16 protein-coding genes are annotated in these 20763 nt (G+C 72.7%); 8 read left to right on the plus strand and 8 right to left on the minus strand.

All coding sequences use genetic code 11. From position 1 onward, the window contains the following. Window positions 1-137 precede the first annotated feature (137 nt). Window positions 138-959: a polyphosphate--glucose phosphotransferase gene (gene ppgK / locus PED38_RS11665; protein WP_063071885.1), complete on the minus strand. Its 822-nt coding sequence runs from the start codon at window positions 957-959 to the stop codon at window positions 138-140. Between the two features lie 74 nt (window positions 960-1033). Between ppgK and PED38_RS11670 the strand changes: the two genes are divergently transcribed. Beyond that, on the plus strand, window positions 1034-1216 hold the full coding sequence (locus PED38_RS11670; RefSeq protein ID WP_063071884.1) for a hypothetical protein: 183 nt from the start codon (window positions 1034-1036) through the stop codon (window positions 1214-1216). A 9-nt stretch (window positions 1217-1225) separates the two neighbouring features. On the opposite strand, the gene panB is transcribed toward PED38_RS11670, so the two are convergent. Next, window positions 1226-2095 (minus strand): 3-methyl-2-oxobutanoate hydroxymethyltransferase, encoded by an 870-nt coding sequence (gene panB / locus PED38_RS11675; protein ID WP_270981405.1) that lies wholly within the window; start codon window positions 2093-2095, stop codon window positions 1226-1228. Window positions 2096-2180: 85 nt separating this feature from the next. Here panB and glnA (PED38_RS11680) point away from each other — a divergent pair, with 85 nt between their 5' ends. Together glnA (PED38_RS11680) and PED38_RS11685 are read left to right on the plus strand one after the other, a co-directional pair. Next, window positions 2181-3518, plus strand: coding sequence for a type I glutamate--ammonia ligase (glnA, locus tag PED38_RS11680; RefSeq protein ID WP_063071882.1), 1338 nt, complete (start codon window positions 2181-2183; stop codon window positions 3516-3518). A gap of 58 nt (window positions 3519-3576) precedes the next feature. Then, window positions 3577-6597, plus strand: a complete 3021-nt coding sequence (locus tag PED38_RS11685; protein ID WP_270981408.1) for a bifunctional [glutamine synthetase] adenylyltransferase/[glutamine synthetase]-adenylyl-L-tyrosine phosphorylase — start codon at window positions 3577-3579, stop codon at window positions 6595-6597. A gap of 123 nt (window positions 6598-6720) precedes the next feature. Here PED38_RS11685 and glnA (PED38_RS11690) read toward each other — a convergent pair whose 3' ends face one another. After that, a complete protein-coding gene (gene glnA / locus PED38_RS11690) occupies window positions 6721-8145 on the minus strand; it encodes a type I glutamate--ammonia ligase (protein ID WP_063071880.1) in 1425 nt (474 codons plus the stop codon). A 193-nt stretch (window positions 8146-8338) separates the two neighbouring features. Here glnA (PED38_RS11690) and PED38_RS11695 point away from each other — a divergent pair, with 193 nt between their 5' ends. Next, complete coding sequence (locus PED38_RS11695; RefSeq protein WP_063071879.1) at window positions 8339-8767, plus strand: RDD family protein; 429 nt, start codon at window positions 8339-8341, stop codon at window positions 8765-8767. A 37-nt stretch (window positions 8768-8804) separates the two neighbouring features. Here PED38_RS11695 and PED38_RS11700 read toward each other — a convergent pair whose 3' ends face one another. Both PED38_RS11700 and PED38_RS11705 read right to left on the minus strand, forming a co-directional pair. Next, entirely contained in the window at window positions 8805-9521 is a 717-nt protein-coding gene (locus tag PED38_RS11700; protein WP_270981412.1) for a J domain-containing protein, read from the minus strand. Between the two features lie 54 nt (window positions 9522-9575). After that, a complete protein-coding gene (locus PED38_RS11705) occupies window positions 9576-10286 on the minus strand; it encodes a DUF4191 domain-containing protein (protein ID WP_063071877.1) in 711 nt (236 codons plus the stop codon). A gap of 348 nt (window positions 10287-10634) precedes the next feature. Here PED38_RS11705 and PED38_RS11710 point away from each other — a divergent pair, with 348 nt between their 5' ends. Further along, window positions 10635-12122, plus strand: a complete 1488-nt coding sequence (locus tag PED38_RS11710) for a protein kinase domain-containing protein (protein ID WP_254654532.1) — start codon at window positions 10635-10637, stop codon at window positions 12120-12122. Between the two features lie 22 nt (window positions 12123-12144). On the opposite strand, the gene sucB is transcribed toward PED38_RS11710, so the two are convergent. The 3 genes from sucB to PED38_RS11725 all read right to left on the minus strand — a co-directional run bounded on the left by sucB (window position 12145) and on the right by PED38_RS11725 (window position 16625). Continuing rightward, window positions 12145-13593 (minus strand): 2-oxoglutarate dehydrogenase, E2 component, dihydrolipoamide succinyltransferase, encoded by a 1449-nt coding sequence (gene sucB / locus PED38_RS11715; RefSeq protein ID WP_063071876.1) that lies wholly within the window; start codon window positions 13591-13593, stop codon window positions 12145-12147. 58 nt (window positions 13594-13651) lie between these two features. Continuing rightward, the gene (gene lpdA / locus PED38_RS11720; RefSeq protein ID WP_063071875.1) at window positions 13652-15025 is read right to left on the minus strand and encodes a dihydrolipoyl dehydrogenase; all 1374 of its coding nucleotides are present in this window, start codon (window positions 15023-15025) and stop codon (window positions 13652-13654) included. A gap of 91 nt (window positions 15026-15116) precedes the next feature. Further along, window positions 15117-16625 carry a leucyl aminopeptidase gene (locus PED38_RS11725; protein ID WP_270981414.1) on the minus strand — a complete coding sequence of 503 codons (1509 nt, stop codon included), beginning with the start codon at window positions 16623-16625 and terminating at the stop codon, window positions 15117-15119. A 137-nt stretch (window positions 16626-16762) separates the two neighbouring features. On the opposite strand from PED38_RS11725, the gene PED38_RS11730 reads away from it, so the two are divergent. From PED38_RS11730 to PED38_RS11740, 3 genes are all read left to right on the plus strand, one after another. Beyond that, a complete protein-coding gene (locus PED38_RS11730) occupies window positions 16763-17683 on the plus strand; it encodes a proteasome assembly chaperone family protein (protein ID WP_063071873.1) in 921 nt (306 codons plus the stop codon). A gap of 54 nt (window positions 17684-17737) precedes the next feature. Next, the gene (locus PED38_RS11735) at window positions 17738-19060 is read left to right on the plus strand and encodes an MFS transporter (protein WP_063071872.1); all 1323 of its coding nucleotides are present in this window, start codon (window positions 17738-17740) and stop codon (window positions 19058-19060) included. A gap of 212 nt (window positions 19061-19272) precedes the next feature. Continuing rightward, window positions 19273-20760, plus strand: a complete 1488-nt coding sequence (locus PED38_RS11740) for an RNA polymerase sigma factor (protein WP_081235024.1) — start codon at window positions 19273-19275, stop codon at window positions 20758-20760. Window positions 20761-20763: the final 3 nt, after the last annotated feature.

The following is a 20763-nucleotide window of genomic DNA, read 5'->3' on the forward strand; positions in this document are numbered from 1 at the left end:
GGCCGTCCATGGTGCCTTGTGCACCGGGACAGACCCCGGCGTATCAGCCGGCCCATCCGCACCCCGCGCCAGACGCGGAAGCGGCCGGATCCCCTCGGGGGTCCGGCCGCTTCCGTCGTGCGGGGCTGCGGTCCGCGTCAGTCCTCGGGCTTCGTCTTGTCGACGAGCTCGGCGGCGGGGGCGTGCGTGCTCGCGCCGACCGCGTGCGCGGCGAGGGCGGCCGCGCCCATGATCCCGGCGTTGTTGCGCAGCTCCGCCGGCACGATGGGCGTGCGGAGGCGCAGCAGCGGCAGGAAGTGCTTGTGGTTCTTGGAGACGCCGCCGCCGACGATGAACAGCTCGGGCCACATCAGCTTCTCGAGCTGGCCGTAGTAGACCTGCAGGCGCGCGGCCCAGCGCTTCCAGTTGAGGTGCGCGCGCTCCTTGGCGGCGTAGGACGCGCGACGCTCGAAGTCGCGCCGGCCGGCCACGTCCATGTGGCCGAGCTCCGCGTTGGGGATCAGGACGCCGTCGTGGATGAGGGCCGTGCCGATGCCGGTGCCGAGCGTCGTCATGATCACGAGGCCGCGCACGTCCTTGGCCGCGCCGTAGCGAGCCTCGGCGTAGCCGGCCGCATCGGCGTCGTTCACGAAGGTGATCTCGAGGCCCAGGCGCTCCTCGAACAGCTTCTCGGCCTCGAGGCCGATCCAGCTGGGGGAGACGTTGGCGGCCGACATGGTCGTGCCGTGGACGATCGCGGCCGGGAAGCACACGCCGAGCGGCGTGCCCGCGGGCACCTCGCCGAGCGCCTCGATGATCTGCGTGACGGTGGCCACGATGTCCTCGGGCTCGCCGCCCTGCGGCGTCGGGAGCTTCACGCGCTCGCTCTTCAGCTCGCCGGTCGCGACATCCACGATGGCGCCCTTGATCCCCGTGCCGCCGATGTCGATGCCGATTGCGGTCGTCGCGTCCTCGCTCATGCAAGCGACCCTACCGGCTCGTCCGACCGCGTCCCGCCCGCCCGACCGGGCCCGGCGGGCCTAGCATCGGCAGCATGAGCGACAGCGACGAGCAGTACTGGTACGACGACCGCACGGGCGAGGTGGAGAAGGGGATGCTGTCCCCTGGCGTCCACCGCATCGGCCCGTTCGCCACGGCCGAGGAGGCCGCCGCCGCGCCGCAGCGCCTGCGCGAGCGTTCGGAGCAGTGGGCCGCCGAGGAGCGCGACGCCGACTGACGGCCGGCCTCAGTCGGAGTAGCTCTCGGCCTCCGACGGGAAGGCGCCGGCGACGACGTCGTCCCGGTAGCGCGTGGCCGCGTCGAGCAGCACCTGGCGCATGTCCGCGTAGCGGCGCACGAACCGGGGCACGCGACCCGACGTGAGGCCCGCGAAGTCCGTCCAGACGAGGATCTGCCCGTCGGTGCCCGGGCCCGCGCCGATGCCGATGGTGGGGATCCGGAGCTCGGCCGTGACGCGTCGCGCGATCTCCTGCGGCACCATCTCCAGCACGACGGCGAACGCGCCGGCGTCCTCGACGGCGCGCGCGTCGGCGAGGAGGGACTCGGCCGCGTCCCCGCGCCCCTGGATGATGTGCCCGCCCAGGCCGTGCTCGCTCTGCGGCGTGAAGCCGATGTGGCCCATCACGGGGATGCCGGCGGAGACCACCCGCCGGATCTGCTCCGCGCTCCGCACGCCGCCCTCGAGCTTCACGGCATGAGCGCGCGCCTCCTTCATGAAGCGCACCGACGTGGCCAGCGCCTGGTCCGGCCCCGACTCGTAGGAGCCGAACGGCAGGTCGGCCACCACGAGGGCGCGCTGCGCGGACGCGGCGACGGCGCGCGCCAGCGGGAGGAGCTCGTCCACCGTCACCGGGACGGTCGTGTCGTAGCCGAGCACGGTGTTGCCGGCCGAGTCGCCGACGAGCAGGAAGTCGATCCCGGCCTCGTCGAACACGCCCGCCGTGAGCATGTCGTAGCTCGTGAGCCCGGTGATCTTGAGTCCCTGCTCCTTGGCCCGGGCGAAGTGGCGGATCCGCACGCGCTTCGGCGGCGCGGCGGGCTCCGACGGGAGGCGGGCGGGCTCGGGCGGGGTGACGGCAGCGTCGGGGCTCTGCATGCGGCCGAGTCTACGGGCGGGCCCCGTCGCGCTCCGCGCCGCCCCTGGTCAGCCGGTAGGTTGGACACCGACGAGAGGGTGGTGGATGGACAAGCAGCGTGACTTCGTCCTGCGGACGATCGAGGAGCGCGGGATCAAGTTCGTGCGCCTGTGGTTCACCGACGTGACCGGCACCCTGAAGTCGGTGGCGATCGCCCCGGCCGAGGTGGAGGGTGCGTTCGCCGAGGGCCTCGGGTTCGACGGCTCCGCCATCGAGGGGCTCACCCGCTCCTACGAGGCCGACATGCTGGCCCACCCGGATCCGACGACGTTCCAGATCCTCCCGTGGCGCGGCGAGATCGACCCCACCGCGCGCATGTTCTGCGACATCTCCACGCCCGACGGGCAGCCGGCCATCGCGGATCCCCGCAACGTCCTCAAGCGCACGCTGGAGAAGGCGGCCGACCGCGGCTTCACCTTCTACACGCACCCCGAGATCGAGTTCTACCTCCTCAAGTCGAGCGAGTTCGGCGTCGACGGCCCCGAGCCGGTCGACGCGGCGGGCTACTTCGACAACGTCCCCGGCGGCACGGCACACGACTTCCGCCGCCGTTCGGTCCGCATGCTCGAGGACCTCGGCATCTCGGTGGAGTTCAGCCACCACGAGGCGGGCCCGGGCCAGAACGAGATCGACCTGCGCTACGCCGACGCGCTCACCACGGCGGACAACATCATGACGTTCCGCACGGTCATCAAGGAGGTGGCGATCGAGCAGGGCGTCTACGCGACGTTCATGCCCAAGCCCCTCGCGCACCAGCCCGGGAGCGGCATGCACACGCACATGTCGCTCTTCGAGGGCGACGTCAACGCGTTCTACGCGTCCGGCGCCGAGTACCAGCTCTCCACGATCGGCCGCCAGTTCATCGCCGGGCTGCTCAAGCACGCCCCCGAGATCACCGCCGTGACGAACCAGTTCGTGAACTCCTACAAGCGGCTCTGGGGCGGCGGCGAGGCCCCGAGCTTCGTCACGTGGGGCCACAACAACCGCTCGGCCCTCGTGCGCGTGCCGCTGTACAAGCCCAACAAGGGCAACAGCTCCCGCGTCGAGTACCGCGCCATCGACTCCGCGGCGAACCCGTACCTCTCCTTCTCGCTCATGCTGGCCGCCGGCCTCAAGGGCATCGAGGAGGGCTACGAGCTGCCGGCCGAGGCCGAGGACAACGTGTGGAGCCTGAGCGACGCCGAGCGGCGCGCCCTCGGCTACGCGCCGCTGCCGTCGAGCCTCGACCACGCGATCCAGCTCATGGAGCGCTCCGAGCTCGTCGCCGAGACGCTGGGGGAGCAGGTGTTCAACTACGTGCTGCTCAACAAGCGGCAGGAGTGGCGTGACTACCGCGCACAGGTGACGCCGTACGAGCTGCGCTCGAACCTCGAGATGCTCTGACGCGGATCCGCGCCCGACGCACCCGCACCGACATCCGACGACGAGGCCGGAGCACCCGATGAGACGCGGACAGACCCTGACCGGCGCGCTCGCGCGCGCCGGGTTCGCCCGGCTGAGCGAGGTGGGGGAGACCCTCGGCGAGGCGGCCGAGCTCTCCGGGTGGGCCGAGGCCGAGCTGGTCGAGGCGCTGACGCCCAGCGCGGATCCCGACGCCGCGCTCGATGCGCTCGTCCGGCTGCTGCGGCTCGACCCGGAGCGGACGCGCGCCGTGCTCGACGACGCCGACGCGCGGCACCGGCTGGCCCGGGTGCTCGGATCCTCCGCCGGACTCGCCGACTTCCTGGCGCGGCATCCGGCCGAACTCGACGCCTTCGCCCTCCCGCTCGCGCACTCGCCCGCGCCGGGCGACGTGCGGGAGGTGCTGCTCGCCTCCGTGGGCGCGGTGGACGGCGTCGCCGCGATCACCGGGGCCGAGGCGCGCGCGGCGCTCCGCATCCGGTACCGCGCCCTCGTGGCCCGCGTGGCCGCGTGGGACCTCGTACACCCGGACCCGCTCGTGGCCGTCCGACCGGTCACGGCCGCGTTGGCCGACCTCGCGGGCGCCGCGCTCGAGGCCTCGCTCGCGGTCGCCCGCGCCGAGCTGTCGGCGCCCGGCACCTTCGGCCGCGCCCGTCCCGACGAGATCGCGGCGACCCGCCTCGCCGTCATCGGCATGGGCAAGGCGGGGGCCCGTGAGCTGAACTACGTCAGCGACGTCGACGTCATCTTCGTGGCCGAGGCCGCGACGGACGCCGACGGCGAGCCCGCGATCGAGCCCCATCGCGCGGTCGAGCTCGCGACGCGGCTGGCCGTGCTCACCATGCGCGGGATCGACGAGCACGAGGTGGAGCCCGCGCTCTGGGAGGTGGACGCGAACCTCCGGCCCGAGGGCAAGGCCGGCGCCCTCGTCCGCACACTCGACTCGCACCTGGCGTACTACGACCGGTGGGCCAAGGACTGGGAGTTCCAGGCGCTCCTCAAGGCCCGGCCGCTGGCCGGCGACGCCGAGCTGGGGGAGCGGTACGCCGATGCGGTGGCTCCCCTCGTCTGGTCGAGCGCGTCCCGCGAGGGCTTCGTCGGTCAGGTCCAGCGGATGCGCACGCGCGTGACGGACAACATCCCCGCCGAGCAGCTGCACCAGCAGATCAAGCTCGGGCCCGGCGGCATCCGCGACATCGAGTTCACGGTGCAGCTCCTCCAGCTGGTCCACGGCCAGACGGACGAGCAGGTGCGGCAGCGCGGCACGCTGCCCGCGCTCGTGGCCCTCGCCGACGCGGGCTACATCGGGCGCGTGGAGGCCGGCGACTTCGCCCGCGACTACCGCTACCTGCGCCTGCTCGAGCACCGCCTCCAGCTCGAGCGCCTGCACCGCACGCACCTCATGCCCGTCGACGAGGAGCGGTTGCGCGCTCTCGCGCGCAGCACGGGCCTCGACGGGCGAGCAGAGGAGCTCGTCGCGCGGTGGACCGCCACCAAGACCCGGGTCCGCACGCTGCACGAGCGCCTGTTCTACCGCCCGCTGCTCGCCGCCGTCGCCTCCCTCCCCGAGGAGACGCTCGCCCTCACGAGCGACCAGGCCGCGGCGCGCCTCTCGGCCATCGGCTTCGTCGACGCGCGCGGTGCCCTCGCGCACATCCGCGCGCTCTCGCAGGGCGTGTCCCGGAGCTCCGCCATCCAGCGTCACCTGCTGCCCGTGCTCCTGCAGTGGTTCGCGGATGGACCGGATCCCGATCACGGCCTGCTCGCGTTCCGCCGGCTCAGCGAGGCGCTGGGCGAGGCGACGTGGTTCCTGCGGATGCTGCGCGACTCCGCGGGCGCGGCGCAGCGGCTGACGCAGGTGCTGTCCGGATCCCGCTACGTGTCCGAGCTGCTCGACCGCGTTCCCGAGGCGGCCGCGTGGCTCGCCCGCGATGAGGATCTGCGGCCCCGCTCCCGGGCATCGCTCGACGAGGAGGCGGTGGCCACGGTGAACCGCCACCCCACGGCCGACGCGGCGGCCGCGGCGCTCCGGACCCTGCGGCGCCGCGAGGTCCTGCGTCTCGCGATCGGCGCCATCGTCGGCGTCACGCACGTCGAGACCCTCGGGCCGTCGCTCGCGGACATCACCACGGCCACCCTGCGCGGGGTGATGCGCGCCATCCGCCGCGAGGACGGGCCGTGGCCCGAGTACGCCGTGGTCGCCATGGGCCGCTACGGCGGGGCGGAGCTCGGCTTCGGCTCCGACGCCGACGTGATGCACGTGTACCGCCCGATCGCCGGCATGGACCCCGACCTCGCCCAGCGCCGCGCGCAGCTCATCGTGTCCGAACTCACGCGCCTCACCGACGACTCGCGCCTGCCGCTCGACCTCGACACGGGCCTCCGACCCGAGGGCCGCAACGGCCCCGTCGTCCGCTCGTTCGCGTCCTACCGGGCCTACTACGAGCGCTGGTCGCTCACGTGGGAGGCGCAGGCGCTCCTGCGCGCGCGTGGCGTCGTCGGCGACAGCGGGCTCATCGCGGACTTCACGGAGCTGGCGGACCGGATCCGGTACCCGGCGGCCATCGGCGAGGCCGACGTCCGGGAGATCAAGCGCATCAAGGCGCGCGTGGAGAACGAGCGGCTCCCTCAGGGCGCGGATCCGACGCGGCACCTGAAGCTCGGACGCGGCTCCCTCAGCGACGTCGAGTGGCTCGTGCAGCTCCTGCAGCTGCAGCACGCGCACGCGCATCCGGCGTTGCGCACGCCGACCACGCTCGGCGCCCTCGACGCGGCGGTCGACGCCGGGCTCGTCGCGCCGGATGACGCCGAGCGGCTGCGCGAGGCCTGGCTCCTGGCGTCCCGCGTGCGCTCGGCCATGACCCTCTGGACGAACCGCACGGCCGACGTCCTCCCCGCGGACCGCGCGGCGCTCGACGCCATCGCGCGCCTGCTGGAGTACCCGCCCGGATCCGCGTCGGTCCTGGAGGAGGAGTACCTGGGCGTGACGCGCCGGTCGCGCGCGGTGTTCGAGCGGCTCTTCTACGGGCTCGACGACCGCATGGATCCGCTCGGGGCCTGACCCCGCGTCATCTCGCCCATCCGAGAGCCGCCCCATCGGCTTCCCGCGGACACGACGACGGGCCGCCCTCCCGGAGAAGGACGGCCCGTGCGTCAGGCGCCCCGATGCGGGGCGGCGAGGGGATCAGACGCCGTAGTACAGCTCGAACTCGAACGGGTGCGGGCGCTGCGCGAGGGGCTTGATCTCCTTCTCGCGCTTGTACTCGATCCACGTCTCGATGAGGTCGGGCGTGAACACGTTGCCGGCCGTGAGGAAGTCGTGGTCGGCCTCCAGCGCGTCCAGCGCGGCGCCGAGCGACGCCGGCACCTGCGGGATGTTCTTCGCCTCCTCGGGCGGGAGCTCGTAGAGGTCCTTGTCGACGGGCTCGTGCGGCTCGATGCGGTTCTTGATGCCGTCGATGCCGGCCATGAGCTGCGCCGCGAACGCGAGGTAGGGGTTGCTCGACGCGTCGGGCGCGCGGAACTCGATGCGCTTCGCCTTCGGGTTGGTGCCCGTGATCGGGATGCGGATGGACGCCGAGCGGTTGCCCGCCGAGTACACGAGGTTGACGGGTGCCTCGAAGCCGGGCACGAGGCGGTGGTAGGAGTTCACCGTCGGGTTCGTGAACGCGAGGATGGCGGGCGCGTGCTTGAGGATGCCGCCGATGTACCAGCGCGCGACGTCCGACAGGCCGCCGTAGCCGGCCTCGTCGTAGAACAGCGGCTTGCCGTCGTTCCAGAGCGACTGGTGCGTGTGCATGCCCGAGCCGTTGTCGCCGAAGAGCGGCTTCGGCATGAACGTGGCCGTCTTGCCCCACTGCTCGGCCGTGTTCTTGACGATGTACTTGAACTTCAGGATGTCGTCCGCTGCGTGCACCATGGTGTCGAAGCGGTAGTTGATCTCGGCCTGGCCGCCCGTGCCCACCTCGTGGTGCGCGCGCTCGAGGATGAGTCCTGCGTCGATCAGCTTGAGGCTGATGTCGTCGCGGAGGTCGGCCTGCTTGTCGACCGGGCTGACGGGGAAGTAGCCGCCCTTGTACGGCGTCTTGTTGCCGAGGTTGCCGCCCTCCTCCTCGCGTCCCGAGTTCCACGCGCCCTCCTCGGAGTCCACCGAGTAGAAGCTCGTGTGCTGGTTCACCTCGTAGCGGACGTCGTCGAAGATGTAGAACTCGGCCTCGGGGGCGAAGAACGCGGTGTCGGCGATGCCGGACGCGGCGAGGAACTTCTCGGCCTTCTTGGCCACCTGGCGCGGGTCGCGGGCGTAGATCTCGCCGTTGCGGGGGTTGTAGATGTCGAACACCATGATGAGCGTGCGCTCGATGCGGAACGGGTCGACGTAGGCGGTCGTCACGTCGGGGATGAGCTGCATGTCCGACTCGTGGATGCTCGCGAAGCCGCGGATGGACGAGCCGTCGAACAGCTGGCCGACGGAGAAGAACTCCTCGTCGACGGTGGACGCGGGGATGTTGAAGTGCTGCTGCACCCCGGGGAGGTCGGTGAACCGGATATCGAGGAACTTGACGTCGGTGTCCTTGATGAACGCGAGCACCTCGGATGAGTCTCTGAACATGTGGTGTCTCCAAAAGGGGGCCGGAGCGGATGAGACTGACGGTTTCAGCCTCTCCGACCCTAGGGGGAAGGGGTTACCTCGCCATAACCGCCGTGTTTCCGCGATGTTACGCAGGCCGTCCCGGGCGCGTCGCCGACTGTCCGCATGCCCCGGAGATCAGGGGATCCACCGCCCGCGCGCCTAGGATCGATGCGTGCCCGCCACCCCGTACAGCCCCGAACTCGGCGATCCCGGACGGAACAGGTGGCCGGGGGAGCGCCTCGGCCTCCCGGAGCGGGGGCGGGGCTCCGTGGCCCGCGCCGGACGGCGGATCGTCGGCGTGTGCATCGACTGGGCCCTCGCGGTCGTCGTGTCGTGGGCCTTCTTCTCCTACGACGCCACGGCGACGCTCGCGATCTTCGCCGTGATGCAGTACGTCCTCGTCGTCACGCTGGGCGGCAGCGTCGGCCACGTCGTCCTCGGCATGCGCGTGCGGCCGCTCACGGGCGGCTACGTGTCGCTCTGGCGCCCCGCGCTCCGCACCGTCCTCCTGTGCCTGGTGGTGCCGGCGGTGGTCTGGAACGCCGACCAGCGCGGCCTCCACGACGTCTTCTCCGGCACGGTCCTCGTCCGCACGTCGTGACCGCGGCACGCCCCCTCGGGGACGGTGCGGCTCGGCGTCAGCCGGGCTCGCACCCGAGGTAGACGAGCTCCGGGTCGACCCCGCCGAGCACCACGCGGGCGGGCGACCCGGCACGGACGGCGCCCAGCTCGCGGCTCTCGGTCTCGCGGCCGTCGTCCGTGCGCCCCGTGGTCACCTCGAAGCGCGCCAGGGCCGCGCTGCAGTCCTCGGGGGCCGTCATGTCCAGGAGCGTGCACGACGTGGTGTCGACGCACTCGCTCGCGCGGGAGGCAGGATCGAGGACCGGCACGACGACCGCGTCCCGTGTCAGGTCGGCGCCGATCGTCGTGAACTGCGCCCGCGTCGAGTCCTGGAACGTCACCAGGACCACCAGGATGCCGGCGAGCCCGCACACCGCGGCGATCGACGGCCCGAGGCCCCTGCGTGCGAGCTCGCGTCGGGATCGTCCGTAGGGATGGCGGCGCTCCGGTGTCGCGGTCACCGGCGGCGTCGCGTCGCGGGGGGCCGACGCGGGACCCGGACGGGGAACCGCACCGGGATGCGTCGACGTGGGATCGCGACGCAGCAGCAGCGCGTCGCGCGCGAGGGTGAGCTGTACGAAGCGCTCGTGTGCCGTGCGGAGCTGCTGCGGCGTCGCGCCCGGCAGCCGATCCGGATGCGTCTCCCGGGCACGGCGCGCGTAGGCCCGGCTTATGGTGGGCCGGTCGGCGTCGACGGCGACCCCGAGCAGGGCCGCAGCGGAGACCGGATCCATGGGCTCAGTCTGCGCCGGGGCGAATGCCCGCGCAAACGGGCGACGAGAGGGGGATCAGCGGGCGCGCGACGGGCGCACCTTGAAGGGGTCCACGCCCTTCGGGATCGGCATGCTGTTCTGCCCGAGGGAGGTGAGCCGGTTGTTGACGGCCAGCACCTCCGCCTTCGTGATGGTGCGTGGGAAGCGCTGCAGCCGGCCGGCGAGCTTGTGCAGCTCGACGGAGTCGGCGTCGGGTCCCACGAAGACGAAGTGCACGGGCACGTTGGGGAGGACGCGCGCGATCTTGCGGCGCTCGTCCTCGAGCATGCGCGTCGTGCGGCTCTTGGGACCCTCGCCGATCAGCGCGACCCCGGGACGCCCGACGGCACGGTAGACCGCGTCCTGGGACTTGCCGTTGACGGCGACCGGCATCTCGCTCCCGACCCAGCCGCGCTTGAGCGAGCTGCGGAGCACCACGCCGACGGCGCCGGGCTGGCCCTTGATCTGCAGGTACGCGGCGCGCTCGGCCTTGCGCCCGAGGACGATGAGGAAGGCGAGGATGCCGGCGAAGACGCCGGCGATCACGAAGAGGATCGCGGTGAGCCAGCTGCCGCCCGTCGCGAAGACGGCGAGCAGGATGCCGACGACGACGGGCCCGAGCAGCGCCAGGAGCATCCACCAGACCGAGCTCTTGTCGTACCGCCGGGTCATCTGGAAGACCTGCCACATCTGCTTGATGCGGCCGGGTTCCTTGGGCGCCTTCGGAGAGGCTGTCTTGCGGGCCATGGTGCCCAGGATACCCGGTGCCCGGGCACGTCCCGGCACCGCGCCACGTTGGCTCCCTCCCAGCCTCGCGAAGGCGACGCCATCCCCGACAGCAGCGGCGGAGCCGCCTCGACACGACGCGTCGCGCATGCTCCCCCTCCGAGGGGCCGCCCCTCCTCGACAGGGGAGCGGCAGCCGGGGAGGACGGTGGTCGTGCAGGGAGCACGTGAGGGAAGGCGGGGATCGCGGGAGACGCGCGCGCGGGACGGGGAGCGACGTCCCTCGCCACCGGGGCGGACGCCCGCCGCCGCTCGGCGCCGTGCGGGCACGGGACCCGTCGACGGCGCATCGGACATCGCCGGCTACCGGTTGGTCCGGCTCGTCGGCCGGGGCGAGCGCGCGCAGGTGTTCCTCGGTCGACCCACGGCGCGCCTGGGCGACGGCGAGGACCCCTCGGGCAACGTCGCGGTGAAGATCGTCCCCGCCACGCAGCGGAGTCGTGGCCACACCGAGATACTGGCGCTCCAGGCGGTCGACTCCGAGCACGTCGTGCGCCTGCTCGACGTCGCGTCGCTCGCGGACGGCGGCACGTGCCTCGTCCAGACCCTGTGCGCCCGCGGCACCGCGGCGGCGCTCGTGGGCAGGAGGGGCGGCCTGACGCCCGGGGAGGTGGCGACCCTGCTGGCGTCCGTCCTGCGGGGTCTCGGCGACCTCCACCAGGTCGGCATCGCGCACGGGGCGCTCGACCTGACGCACGTCCTCCTGGACGGGACGGGGCGCCCGGTGCTCGGCGGGCTCGGATCCGCGCACCTGCCGGGCGGATCGGACGAGGAGGGAGCGGCCTCCGGACCCGGCCACGGCACGGACCCGATGGCGGACGACCTGGCCCGGGTGGCGCGCATGGCGGCTGCGCTCCGGATGCCCCATGACGGGGGGCCGCGATCCGCTGACTCCTGCTGGGACGACTGGCTCACCCGGCTCGACGACGCGGTCCACGGCGAATCGGACGCCACCGCGCACGACCTCGCCGATCGGCTGCTGGAGACCGTGGATGCGGCACCTCTGGCGGACATCGCGCTCCACCCGGCGGACGACGACCGGTGGCCCGTCGGCGGCGTACCCGGCGCCGCGGCGATCGGGCCGCTCCCCGACGGGCCGCGTGTCCCCCGGCGGCGCGAGAGGCGGGTCGAGGCGTCGAGGGGAGTCCTCCCGCGCGTCGCGCCTCGCCGCCATCGGGCGCCCCGGGAGACGCTCGGGCGCCGGTGCGCCGCCCGCCTGCGCATCGCCGGCGCCGCCGTCCTACGGGAGACGGCCGCGGTGCGTCCGCGTGCGTGGGTGGGCGGCGCCGTGGCGCTCCTCGTCGCGGCATCCGGCGCTGTCGTCGTGCCGATGCTGGGCGCCGCGGCGCACGACGCCCCGCAGACGGCCGTCGGGCGCCCGACGCCCTCGACGGGACCGGGGACCGCCGACGGGATGCCGGAGCAGGTACCGACGGACGTGGTGCCGGATCATCCCGACGCGGATGCGGCGGCCTCCCCGGATCCCGACGTCGCCGCGCCGGCGCTGCTCCGGCTTCGCGCGGCGTGCCTGCGCGCCGCCTCGGACGGATGCCTCCACGAGGTGGATCAGCCGGACTCCGCGATCGAGGACGCCGACCGTTCCCGGGCACGGTCGGGAGGGCCGGAGGGCTCCGAGCTGCACGCGTCCGACCGGTTGGACACGGCCCAGCGCCTCGGCGACACGGCGCTCATCACGATGCACGGGGACGCGGATGCCCCGGAACGCCGACCGGCCTCCCTCCTGATGGTCAGGGGGGAGGCCGGATGGCGGATCCGCGACCTGATGGACGACCGGTGAGGCCGACCGTCAGGTGCGTGCGCTAGATGCCGAGGTCGGCGTCGAAGGCGCCCGCCTCGAGGCGGTTCTTCACCGCGACGAGGAAGCGGGAGGCGTCCGCGCCGTCGACGATGCGGTGGTCGTACGAGAGCGCCAGGTACACCGTGGAGCGGATGGCGATCGTGTCCTGTCCGTCGGCCGTGATGACGACGGGGCGCTTGGTGACGATGCCGGTGCCGAGGATTGCGGACTGCGGCAGGAAGACCACCGGGGTGTCGAACAGCGCGCCACGCGAACCCGTGTTGGTGAGCGTGAACGTGCCGCCTGCCAGCTCGTCCGGCGACAGCTTGTTGTCGCGGGTGCGGGCAGCGAGGTCGGCGATCTCCGACGCGAACTGGGCGAGGTTCTTGCCCTCGGCGTCCTTGACCACGGGGGTCAGCAGGCCGCGCTCGGTGTCGACCGCGATGCTGATGTTCTCGTGATCCGGGTAGACGATGCTGTCGCCGTCGACGGTCGCGTTGACGACCGGGTAGGCGCGCAGTGCCTCCGCTGCGGCCAGTGCGAAGAACGGCAGGAAGGAGAGCTTGACGCCGGTCTTCTCGAGGAACTCGCCCTTCACACGGTCGCGGAAGCGGGCCACCTTCGTGACGTCCACCTCGACCACGGAGGTGAGCTGCGCCGTCGACTGCATGGAGACCACCGCGCGGTCGGCGATGAGCTTGCGCATGCGCGACATCTTGGCCGTCGTGCCGCGCAGCGGCGACGTCTCGAGGGGAGCCGCGGCCGGGGCGGCGGGCGCCGACGGAGCCGTGGAGCGGACGGCGGAGGCGGCGGCCTCCGCCGCGGCGAGGACGTCCTCCTTGCGGATGCGGCCACCGACCCCGGTACCCGTGACCGACGCGATGTCGACGCCGCGCTCGTTGGCGAGCTTGCGCACCAGCGGGGTGACGTAGCCCGCGTTGCCGGACGCGGCGGGGGCCGGAGCCGGAGCCGCGGCGGGCGCGGGAGCCACGGCCGGCGCGGGAGCGGCAGCGACGGGAGCCGCCGGCGCGGGGGCCGGGGTCTCCTCGGCCGCGGCCGGCTGCGGGGCCGCAGGGGCGGGCTCGGGCTCGACGGGCGCGGGCGCCTCGGAGTCGTCATCCGCCTCGGTGGACGGGGTCACCTGGTCGTCGACGGCCTCCTCGGCCGGCTCGTCCTGCTGCTCGGGCTCGGCCGCGGCCGCGGGCTCCTCGGCGGGGGCGTCGCCGCCACCCGAGCCGTCGCCGATGCGCACGAGGACGGCACCGACCTCGACGGTCTCGTCCTCCTGGACGAGGATCTCCTCGATCACGCCCGCGACGGGGGAGGGGATCTCCGTGTCGACCTTGTCGGTCGAGACCTCGAGGAGGGGCTCGTCCACCTCGACGTGGTCGCCGACGTTCTTGAGCCAGCGGGTCACCGTGCCCTCGGTGACGCTCTCGCCGAGTGCGGGGAGGTTGACGGATTCGCTCATGGGTTGTCTCCTTCAGGCCCGACTCCGGACCCGGCTTGTGTGTCGGTGATGGCGGGTGCTAGAGGGCGTGCAGCGGGGTGCCGGCGAGGGCCAGATGGGCCTCTCCGAGCGCCTCGTTCTGAGTGGGGTGGGCGTGCACCAGGTTGGCGACGTCCTCGGGGTAGGCCTCCCAGTTCACGATGAGCTGGCCCTCGCCGATGAGCTCGCCGACGCGCGCGCCGATCATGTGGATGCCGACGACCGGGCCGTCCTGCACCCGCACGACCTTCACGGAGCCGGCCGTGCCGATGATCGAGCTCTTGCCGTTGCCGCCGAGGTTGTACTCGTAGCTGGAGACCTTGTCGGCGCCGAACTTCTCGACGGCCTTCGCCTCGCTGTAGCCGACGCTCGCGACCTCGGGGTCGGAGTAGGTGACCTTGGGGATGTTGATGTCGTCGACGACGACGGGCTTGTTGCCCGCGATCTCCTCCGCGACGAAGATGCCCTGCTGGAAGCCGCGGTGCGCGAGCTGGAGGCCGGGGACGATGTCGCCGACGGCGTAGACGCCGGGGACGCTGGTCTGCAGGCGCTCGTCCGTCAGGACGAACCCGCGGTCGGTCTTCACGCCCGCGTCCTCGAAGCCGAGGCCCTGGGTGGCGGGTCCCCGGCCGACCGCGACGAGCAGGATGTCGGCGTCGAACGCGGTGCCGTCCTCAAGCGTGACCTGCACGCCCTGGTCGTCCTGCGTGACCGACTTGAACCGCACGCCGAGCGAGAACGCGATGCCGCGCTTGCGGAAGGCGCGCTCGAACTGCTTGCTGATCGACTCCTCCTCGTTCGGGACGAGGTGGGGGAGGGCCTCGATGATCTGCACGTCGACGCCGAAGGAGCGCCAGACCGACGCGAACTCCACGCCGATGACACCGCCGCCGAGGATGGCGACCTTCTTCGGGATGTAGTCGAGCTCGAGGGCCTGCTCGCTCGTGATGACGCGGCCGCCGATCTCGAGGCCGGGGAGCGTGCGCGAGTACGAGCCCGTCGCGAGGACGATGCTCTTCCCGGTGATGGTCTGGTCGCCGACCTGCACGGTCGTGCCGGACGTGAGGCGGCCCTCGCCCTCGATGACGGTGATGCCGCGGGCCTTGATGAGGCCCTGGAGGCCCTTGTACTTGCTGGCGACGATGGCCTCGCGGTACGCCGTGACGCGCGCGATGTCGACCCCGTCGAACGTGACGTTGACGCCGTACTTCTCCGACTCCCGCGACACGTCGGCCACCTCGGCCGAGTGCAGGAGGGCCTTCGTGGGGATGCAGCCGCGGTGGAGGCAGGTGCCGCCCAGCTTGCCCTTCTCCACGAGGCCCACGGTCTTGCCCAGCTGAACCGCGCGGAGGGCGGCTGCGTAGCCACCGCTCCCGCCGCCGAGCACCACCACGTCAAAGTTCTGTTCCGACACCCAGGATCTCCCTCGTATGCATCAAGGTCGTCTCATGCGACCGCCCGACCGGGCAGGCGCGGGACCCCCTCAGGAGGCCTCTCCGAGCCTACTACGCGCGGGTAAAACCGGCGGCCAGAGCGAGGAGCGTGCGGACCCCGACGCCCGTCGGGCCCTTGCCCGTGAAGCCGTGGCCGCCGCCCTTGTTGTGCGACGGACCGGCGATGTCGATGTGCGCCCACGGGATGCGGGGTGCGTCCTCGGCGTCGCTGGTGCGTCCGACGAACTCCTGCAGGAAGACCCCGGCGACGAGCATGCCGCCCGCGGGGTTCCCCGGCTTGACGTTCGCGATGTCCGCCACGTCCGAGTTGAGCAGCGCGCGCATCTCCTCCGGCAGCGGCATCCCCCACATGGGCTCGCCCTGCTCCCGGGCGACGCCGAGGAGACGGGCGACCAGATCGTCGTCGCCCATCACCGCCGAGTAGCGCTCGCCGAGCGCGACGACCTGGGCTCCGGTGAGGGTCGCGATGTCGATGACCGCGTCGGGATGCTCCTCGCTCGCCGCGACGAGCCCGTCCGCCATGACGAGGCGGCCCTCGGCGTCCGTGTTGAGCACCTCGACGGTCGTGCCGCCGCGCATGCGCAGGACGTCGTCGGGACGGATGGCGGATCCCGAGGGCATGTTCTCCGCGATGCAGAGCCATGCCGTGAGCCGCACGGGCAGCTCCAGGCGGGCCGCCGCGACCACGACCTCGAGGATCGTGGCCGCTCCGGTCATGTCGTACTTCATGCCGATCATGGGGACGGCGGGCTTCAGCGAGATGCCGCCGGTGTCGTAGGTGATGCCCTTGCCCACGAGCGCCAGGTGGCGGGTGGCGCCGGCGGGGGAGTAGGCGACCTTGACGAGGCGCGGTGGCCGGGTGGAGCCCTGGCCGACCCCGAGGATGCCGCCGAAGCCGTCCGACGCGAGGGCCTCCTCGTCCCAGACGCGGACCTCGACGGGCAGGTCCGCCGTGCGCGCGTGCACGGCGTCGACGAAGGTGGCGGGGTAGAGGTCGAGCGGCGGGGTGTTGACCAGGTCCTTCGTGCCGGCGACCGCGCTAGCGACCGCGACCGCCCGGGCGACGGCCTCGTCCGCGTCGTCCGCGGTCCAGGAGTCGCCCGAGGCGGCGACCGTGATGACGGAGGCGCGCGCCTTCTGGCCCGCGAGGGAGTCGTGGCGGTAGGAGTCGAAGGAGTAGACGCCGAGCGCGGCGCCCTCCAGGACGGCGGTGAGCTCCCCGAGGGAGGACACCGGCAGCGCCAGGACGACGCTCTCGATCCCGCGCAGCTGACGCGTGGCGGTCCCGGCGGCGTACCGCAGGGCCACCGCGTCGAGCGGCGCCGAGCCGACCCCGACGAGCGCGACGGCACGGGCGGCCGTGCCGGTGCCGGCGATGCGCGTGACCTCGTCCCGACCGCCGGTGACGCCGACCGCGACGAGCCCGGCGACGTCGAGCTCGAGGCCCTCCGGGGCATGCACGCGGACGCCCTCCCTCTCGGAGGAGACGGCGACGACGAGGACGTCGGCCGTGGTCGCGACGGCGCGGTCGGAGGACACGGAGAGCAGGGGAGTGGTCATGGGCCACGAGCCTATCGACGGAGGCCTGCGCGCCGTCCGCGGCCACCCGCTCGGGCACTGCGCGTGTTCGCTGTGGGCGCCACCGCGGCATGCCGTGACCGCGGGAGGCCGTCTGGAGCGCGGCCTAGAGTTGACGCATGGCTGACGCGGACGGACTGTACGAGATCGACACCGACATCGGCGAGGTCCCGACCGGCCTGCCCCTGGTCGCCGGCCTCACGGGGTTCTCCGACGCCGGGTCCGGCGTCTCCCAGGTCAGCGCCTACCTCCTCGACACGCTCAGCCACCGCGACGTCCTCCGCTTCGACACCGACACGCTGCTCGACTACCGCGCCCGCCGCCCCACCATCTACTTCGACCAGGACCACCTCGCCGACTACCGTCCGGCCCGGCTCGCCCTCTACCTCGCCCACGACGAGATCGGCCAGCCCTTCCTCCTGCTGACGGGCTTCGAGCCCGACTTCCGCTGGGAGGCGTTCACGGCCGCCGTCCTGGGGATCGTCGACCGCTACCGCGTCTCCACCACGACGTGGGTGCACAGCATCCCCATGCCCGTGCCGCACACGCGCGACATCAACGTCACCGTGAGCGGGAACCGCACGGAGCTCATCGACGCGCTCTCCGTCTGGAAGCCGCACACGCAGGTGCCGGCGAACGCCCTCCACCTCGTGGAGCACCGGCTGCACGACGCGGGGCACCCCGTCGCCGGGTTCGTGCTGCTCGTGCCGCACTACCTCGCCGACACCGAGTTCCCGCTCGCCGCGGTCGCCGCTCTCGAGAGCATCAGCGCCGCCACGGGGCTCATCTTCCCGACGGACCGCCTGCGCGAGGAGGGCCGGGACTTCGTCGGCCGCATCGACGAGCAGGTCGCCGGCAACCAGGAGCTGGCGCGGCTCGTGACGACGCTGGAGGAGCGGTACGACAGCTACATGGAGGACACGCCGCTCAAGTCCCCGCTGACGGACGAGGACGGCGCGCTGCCCTCCGCGGACGAGATCGCCGCGGAGCTCGAGAAATTCCTCGCCCGCCGTCGTCCGGGGGACGGCGAAGCGGTCTGATCCGCGTCCCCAGGGCACCGGGGACGCGGGTCGCGCGCCGATAGTCTCGGGGCGATGAGCACACGCCGCGCCCGGATCGTCTTCGGCGTCGCCACCGCCGCGTACCTCTCCTCCGTCCTGCAGCGGGGGTCGCTCGGCGTCGCGGCCGTCGAGGCCGGCGACCGGTTCCACGTCTCCGCGGCGCTGCTGTCCACGCTCGCCGTCACGCAGCTCGTCGTGTACGCGGCGCTGCAGATCCCCGTCGGCGTGCTCATCGACCGCGTCGGCCCGCGCGCGCTGCTGGCGAGCGGCGCGCTCCTCATGGTCGCGGGCCAGCTGACGCTCGCGTTCTCCACCACCCTCGAGGTGGCCGTCGCGGGACGCGTGCTCGTGGGCGCCGGGGACGCCATGACCTTCGTGTCGGGGCTCCGTCTCATCAACGCCTGGCACTCCGGCCCGCGCGTCCCCGTGCTCTCGCAGTGGTTCGCGAACGTGGGGCAGCTGGGGCAGGTGCTCTCGGCCGTCCCCCTCTCGCTGGTGCTGCACACCGCCGGCTGGACCCCGGCGTTCGTCGGGTCCGCGTCCGTCGCGGTCGTGGCGCTGGTCGCCGTCGCGGTCGCCGTGCGGGACCGCCCGGCCGGGGATCCGCCGCCGCCCCGGGTGTCGTGGGGCGACTCGATGCGCGAGCTGGGGCGGAGCCTGCGGCGGCCCGGGACGCGCCTCGGCTTCTGGTCGCACTTCGTGACGCAGTCCCCGGGCGGCGTGTTCAGCCTTCTCTGGGGCTTCCCGTTCCTCGTCGGGGGACTCGGGTACAGCCCGGCGCTCGCGTCCGGCATCCTCATCGTGATCGTGGCCTCGGGCATGGTGGTCGGGCCGTCCATCGGCATCCTCACCGGCCGGTTCCCGTTCCGCCGCTCGAACCTCGTCCTCGGCATCGTCGCCATGATGGGGGCTGCCTGGGCGGTCGTGCTCCTCTGGCCCGGCGTCCCGCCGCTGTGGGCGGTGCTCGTGATGGTCGTCGTGATCGGCGTCGGGGGGACGGGATCGCAGGTCGGCCTCGACTTCGCGCGCACCTTCAACCCGCCGCGGAGCCTCGGGGCGGCCTCGGGCGTGGTCAACGTGGGCGGCTTCACCGCGAGCTTCACGACGATGCTGCTCATCGGCATCGCCCTCGACGTGCAGGACGGCATCCGCGTCGCCGGCGGCGCGCCGAGCGACCTCTACTCCTTCGACTCGTTCCGGGTCGCGTTCGCGGTCCAGTACCTGGTGGTGGGGTTCGGGGTCGTCATGCTCGTCCGCACCCGGAGGCGGACGCGTCGCGCCATGGCCGACGAGGGAATGCGGGTGGGGCCGCTCTGGGTTGCCTACCTCGACAGGCGTCGTCGGCGCCGCGCGTGACGGTGGCTCGTCCTCGCCGGCATCCGTGCAATAATCAGGTACGGACCCGTTCATGTCCCGCATCTCGCGCCGCCCCGGTGGTGCACGAGCAGCGGACTTGACATGGGTCCTAGCAATGTCCGAAAACAACCCCGACCCACCTCCGGCAGGTCACCCCGCAGAGCCACCGCGGAGCGCGCGACCGGTCGCCCGTGGGGACGAAAGGTGTTCGCATGGCCACCCCCTCCACCCCGTCCGCCACGCTGGACGCGGCGACCGCGACCAGCCCGGCAGACGACGCCGCGACGGGCGAGGCGACGGCACCCGCCAAGCGCGCCCCCGCCCGCAAGGCCCCTGCCGCGAAGAGCCCGGCGGCGAAGGCCACCGCCAAGGCCCCCGCGGCCAAGGCCCCGAGCAAGGCCGCCGCGGCGAAGGCCGCCGCCGCCGCTGACGAGCCCGCCGCGGAGACGACGCCGGCCGCGCCCGCCAAGGCGCCCACGGCTCGCGCCAAGGCCGCTGCCGCGAAGAAGGCCGCTGCCGGCGGCGACGATGCCGCCGCTCCGGCGAAGGCGCCTCGCAAGACCGCCGCGAAGAAGGCCGCGCCCGCGACGGACGGCCCGGGCGACGCATCCGACGAGGACGCCGAGGAGGTCGTGGTCCCGGCCGTCGAGGACGATTCGGAGGACGAGGCCGTCGAGGACGGCGCTCCGAAGCCGCCCGTGGCGCTCGAACCGCTGCCGACCGGCGCCATGGTCCTGTCGAACAAGGAGGAGGACGAGGACGTCCCCGTCTACTCGACGACCATCACGGGCGCCACCGCCGACCCCGTCAAGGACTACCTCAAGCAGATCGGCAAGGTCGCGCTGCTCAACGCCGCGGAGGAGGTGGAGCTCGCCATGCGCATCGAAGCGGGCCTCTTCGCCGAGGACAAGCTGGCGAACACCCCCGGCATCTCGCGGGAGCTCGAGCGCGAGCTGCGCTGGGTGGCGCGCGACGGCCAGCGGGCGAAGAGCCACCTGCTGGGCGCCAACCTCCGCCTCGTCGTCAGCCTCGCGAAGCGCTACACGGGTCGCGGGATGCAGTTCCTCGACCTCATCCAGGAGGGGAACCTGGGCCTCATCCGCGCGGTCGAGAAGTTCGACTACACCAAGGGCTTCAAGTTCTCCACCTACGCCACGTGGTGGATCCGCCAGGCGATCACGCGCGCCATGGCCGACCAGGCCCGCACGATCCGCATCCCGGTGCACATGGTCGAGGTCATCAACAAGCTCGCCCGCGTGCAGCGCCAGATGCTCCAGGACCTGGGCCGCGAGCCCACGCCCGAGGAGCTGTCGCGCGAGCTCGACATGACGCCCGAGAAGGTCATCGAGGTCCAGAAGTACGGACGCGAGCCCATCTCCCTCCACACGCCCCTCGGCGAGGACGGCGACAGCGAGTTCGGCGACCTCATCGAGGACACCGAGGCGGTCGTCCCGGCCGACGCGGTGGGCTTCACCATGCTGCAGAAGCAGCTCGAGTCGCTCCTCGACTCCCTCTCCGAGCGCGAGGCGGGCGTCATCCGCATGCGCTTCGGCCTGGGCGACGGCATGCCGAAGACGCTCGACCAGATCGGCGACACGTTCGGCGTCACGCGCGAGCGGATCCGCCAGATCGAGTCCAAGACCATGGCCAAGCTCCGCCACCCGTCGCGCTCGCAGTCGCTGCGCGACTACCTCGAGTAGGCC

Source organism: Clavibacter sp. CT19, assembly GCF_027858075.1.
In the GTDB taxonomy this organism is placed as follows: Bacteria; Actinomycetota; Actinomycetes; order Actinomycetales; family Microbacteriaceae; genus Clavibacter; species Clavibacter tessellarius_A.

Excerpts from the sequence above, each read along its gene's own strand:
- ppgK (WP_063071885.1), bottom strand. The coding sequence starts at position 959 with ATGAGCGAGGACGCGACGACCGCAATCGGCATCGACATCGGCGGCACG.
- PED38_RS11670 (WP_063071884.1), top strand. The coding sequence starts at position 1,034 with ATGAGCGACAGCGACGAGCAGTACTGGTACGACGACCGCACGGGCGAG.
- panB (WP_270981405.1), bottom strand. The coding sequence starts at position 2,095 with ATGCAGAGCCCCGACGCTGCCGTCACCCCGCCCGAGCCCGCCCGCCTC.
- glnA (WP_063071882.1), top strand. The coding sequence starts at position 2,181 with ATGGACAAGCAGCGTGACTTCGTCCTGCGGACGATCGAGGAGCGCGGG.
- PED38_RS11685 (WP_270981408.1), top strand. The coding sequence starts at position 3,577 with ATGAGACGCGGACAGACCCTGACCGGCGCGCTCGCGCGCGCCGGGTTC.
- glnA (WP_063071880.1), bottom strand. The coding sequence starts at position 8,145 with ATGTTCAGAGACTCATCCGAGGTGCTCGCGTTCATCAAGGACACCGAC.
- PED38_RS11700 (WP_270981412.1), bottom strand. The coding sequence starts at position 9,521 with ATGGATCCGGTCTCCGCTGCGGCCCTGCTCGGGGTCGCCGTCGACGCC.
- PED38_RS11705 (WP_063071877.1), bottom strand. The coding sequence starts at position 10,286 with ATGGCCCGCAAGACAGCCTCTCCGAAGGCGCCCAAGGAACCCGGCCGC.
- sucB (WP_063071876.1), bottom strand. The coding sequence starts at position 13,593 with ATGAGCGAATCCGTCAACCTCCCCGCACTCGGCGAGAGCGTCACCGAG.
- PED38_RS11725 (WP_270981414.1), bottom strand. The coding sequence starts at position 16,625 with ATGACCACTCCCCTGCTCTCCGTGTCCTCCGACCGCGCCGTCGCGACC.
- PED38_RS11730 (WP_063071873.1), top strand. The coding sequence starts at position 16,763 with ATGGCTGACGCGGACGGACTGTACGAGATCGACACCGACATCGGCGAG.
- PED38_RS11735 (WP_063071872.1), top strand. The coding sequence starts at position 17,738 with ATGAGCACACGCCGCGCCCGGATCGTCTTCGGCGTCGCCACCGCCGCG.
- PED38_RS11740 (WP_081235024.1), top strand. The coding sequence starts at position 19,273 with ATGGCCACCCCCTCCACCCCGTCCGCCACGCTGGACGCGGCGACCGCG.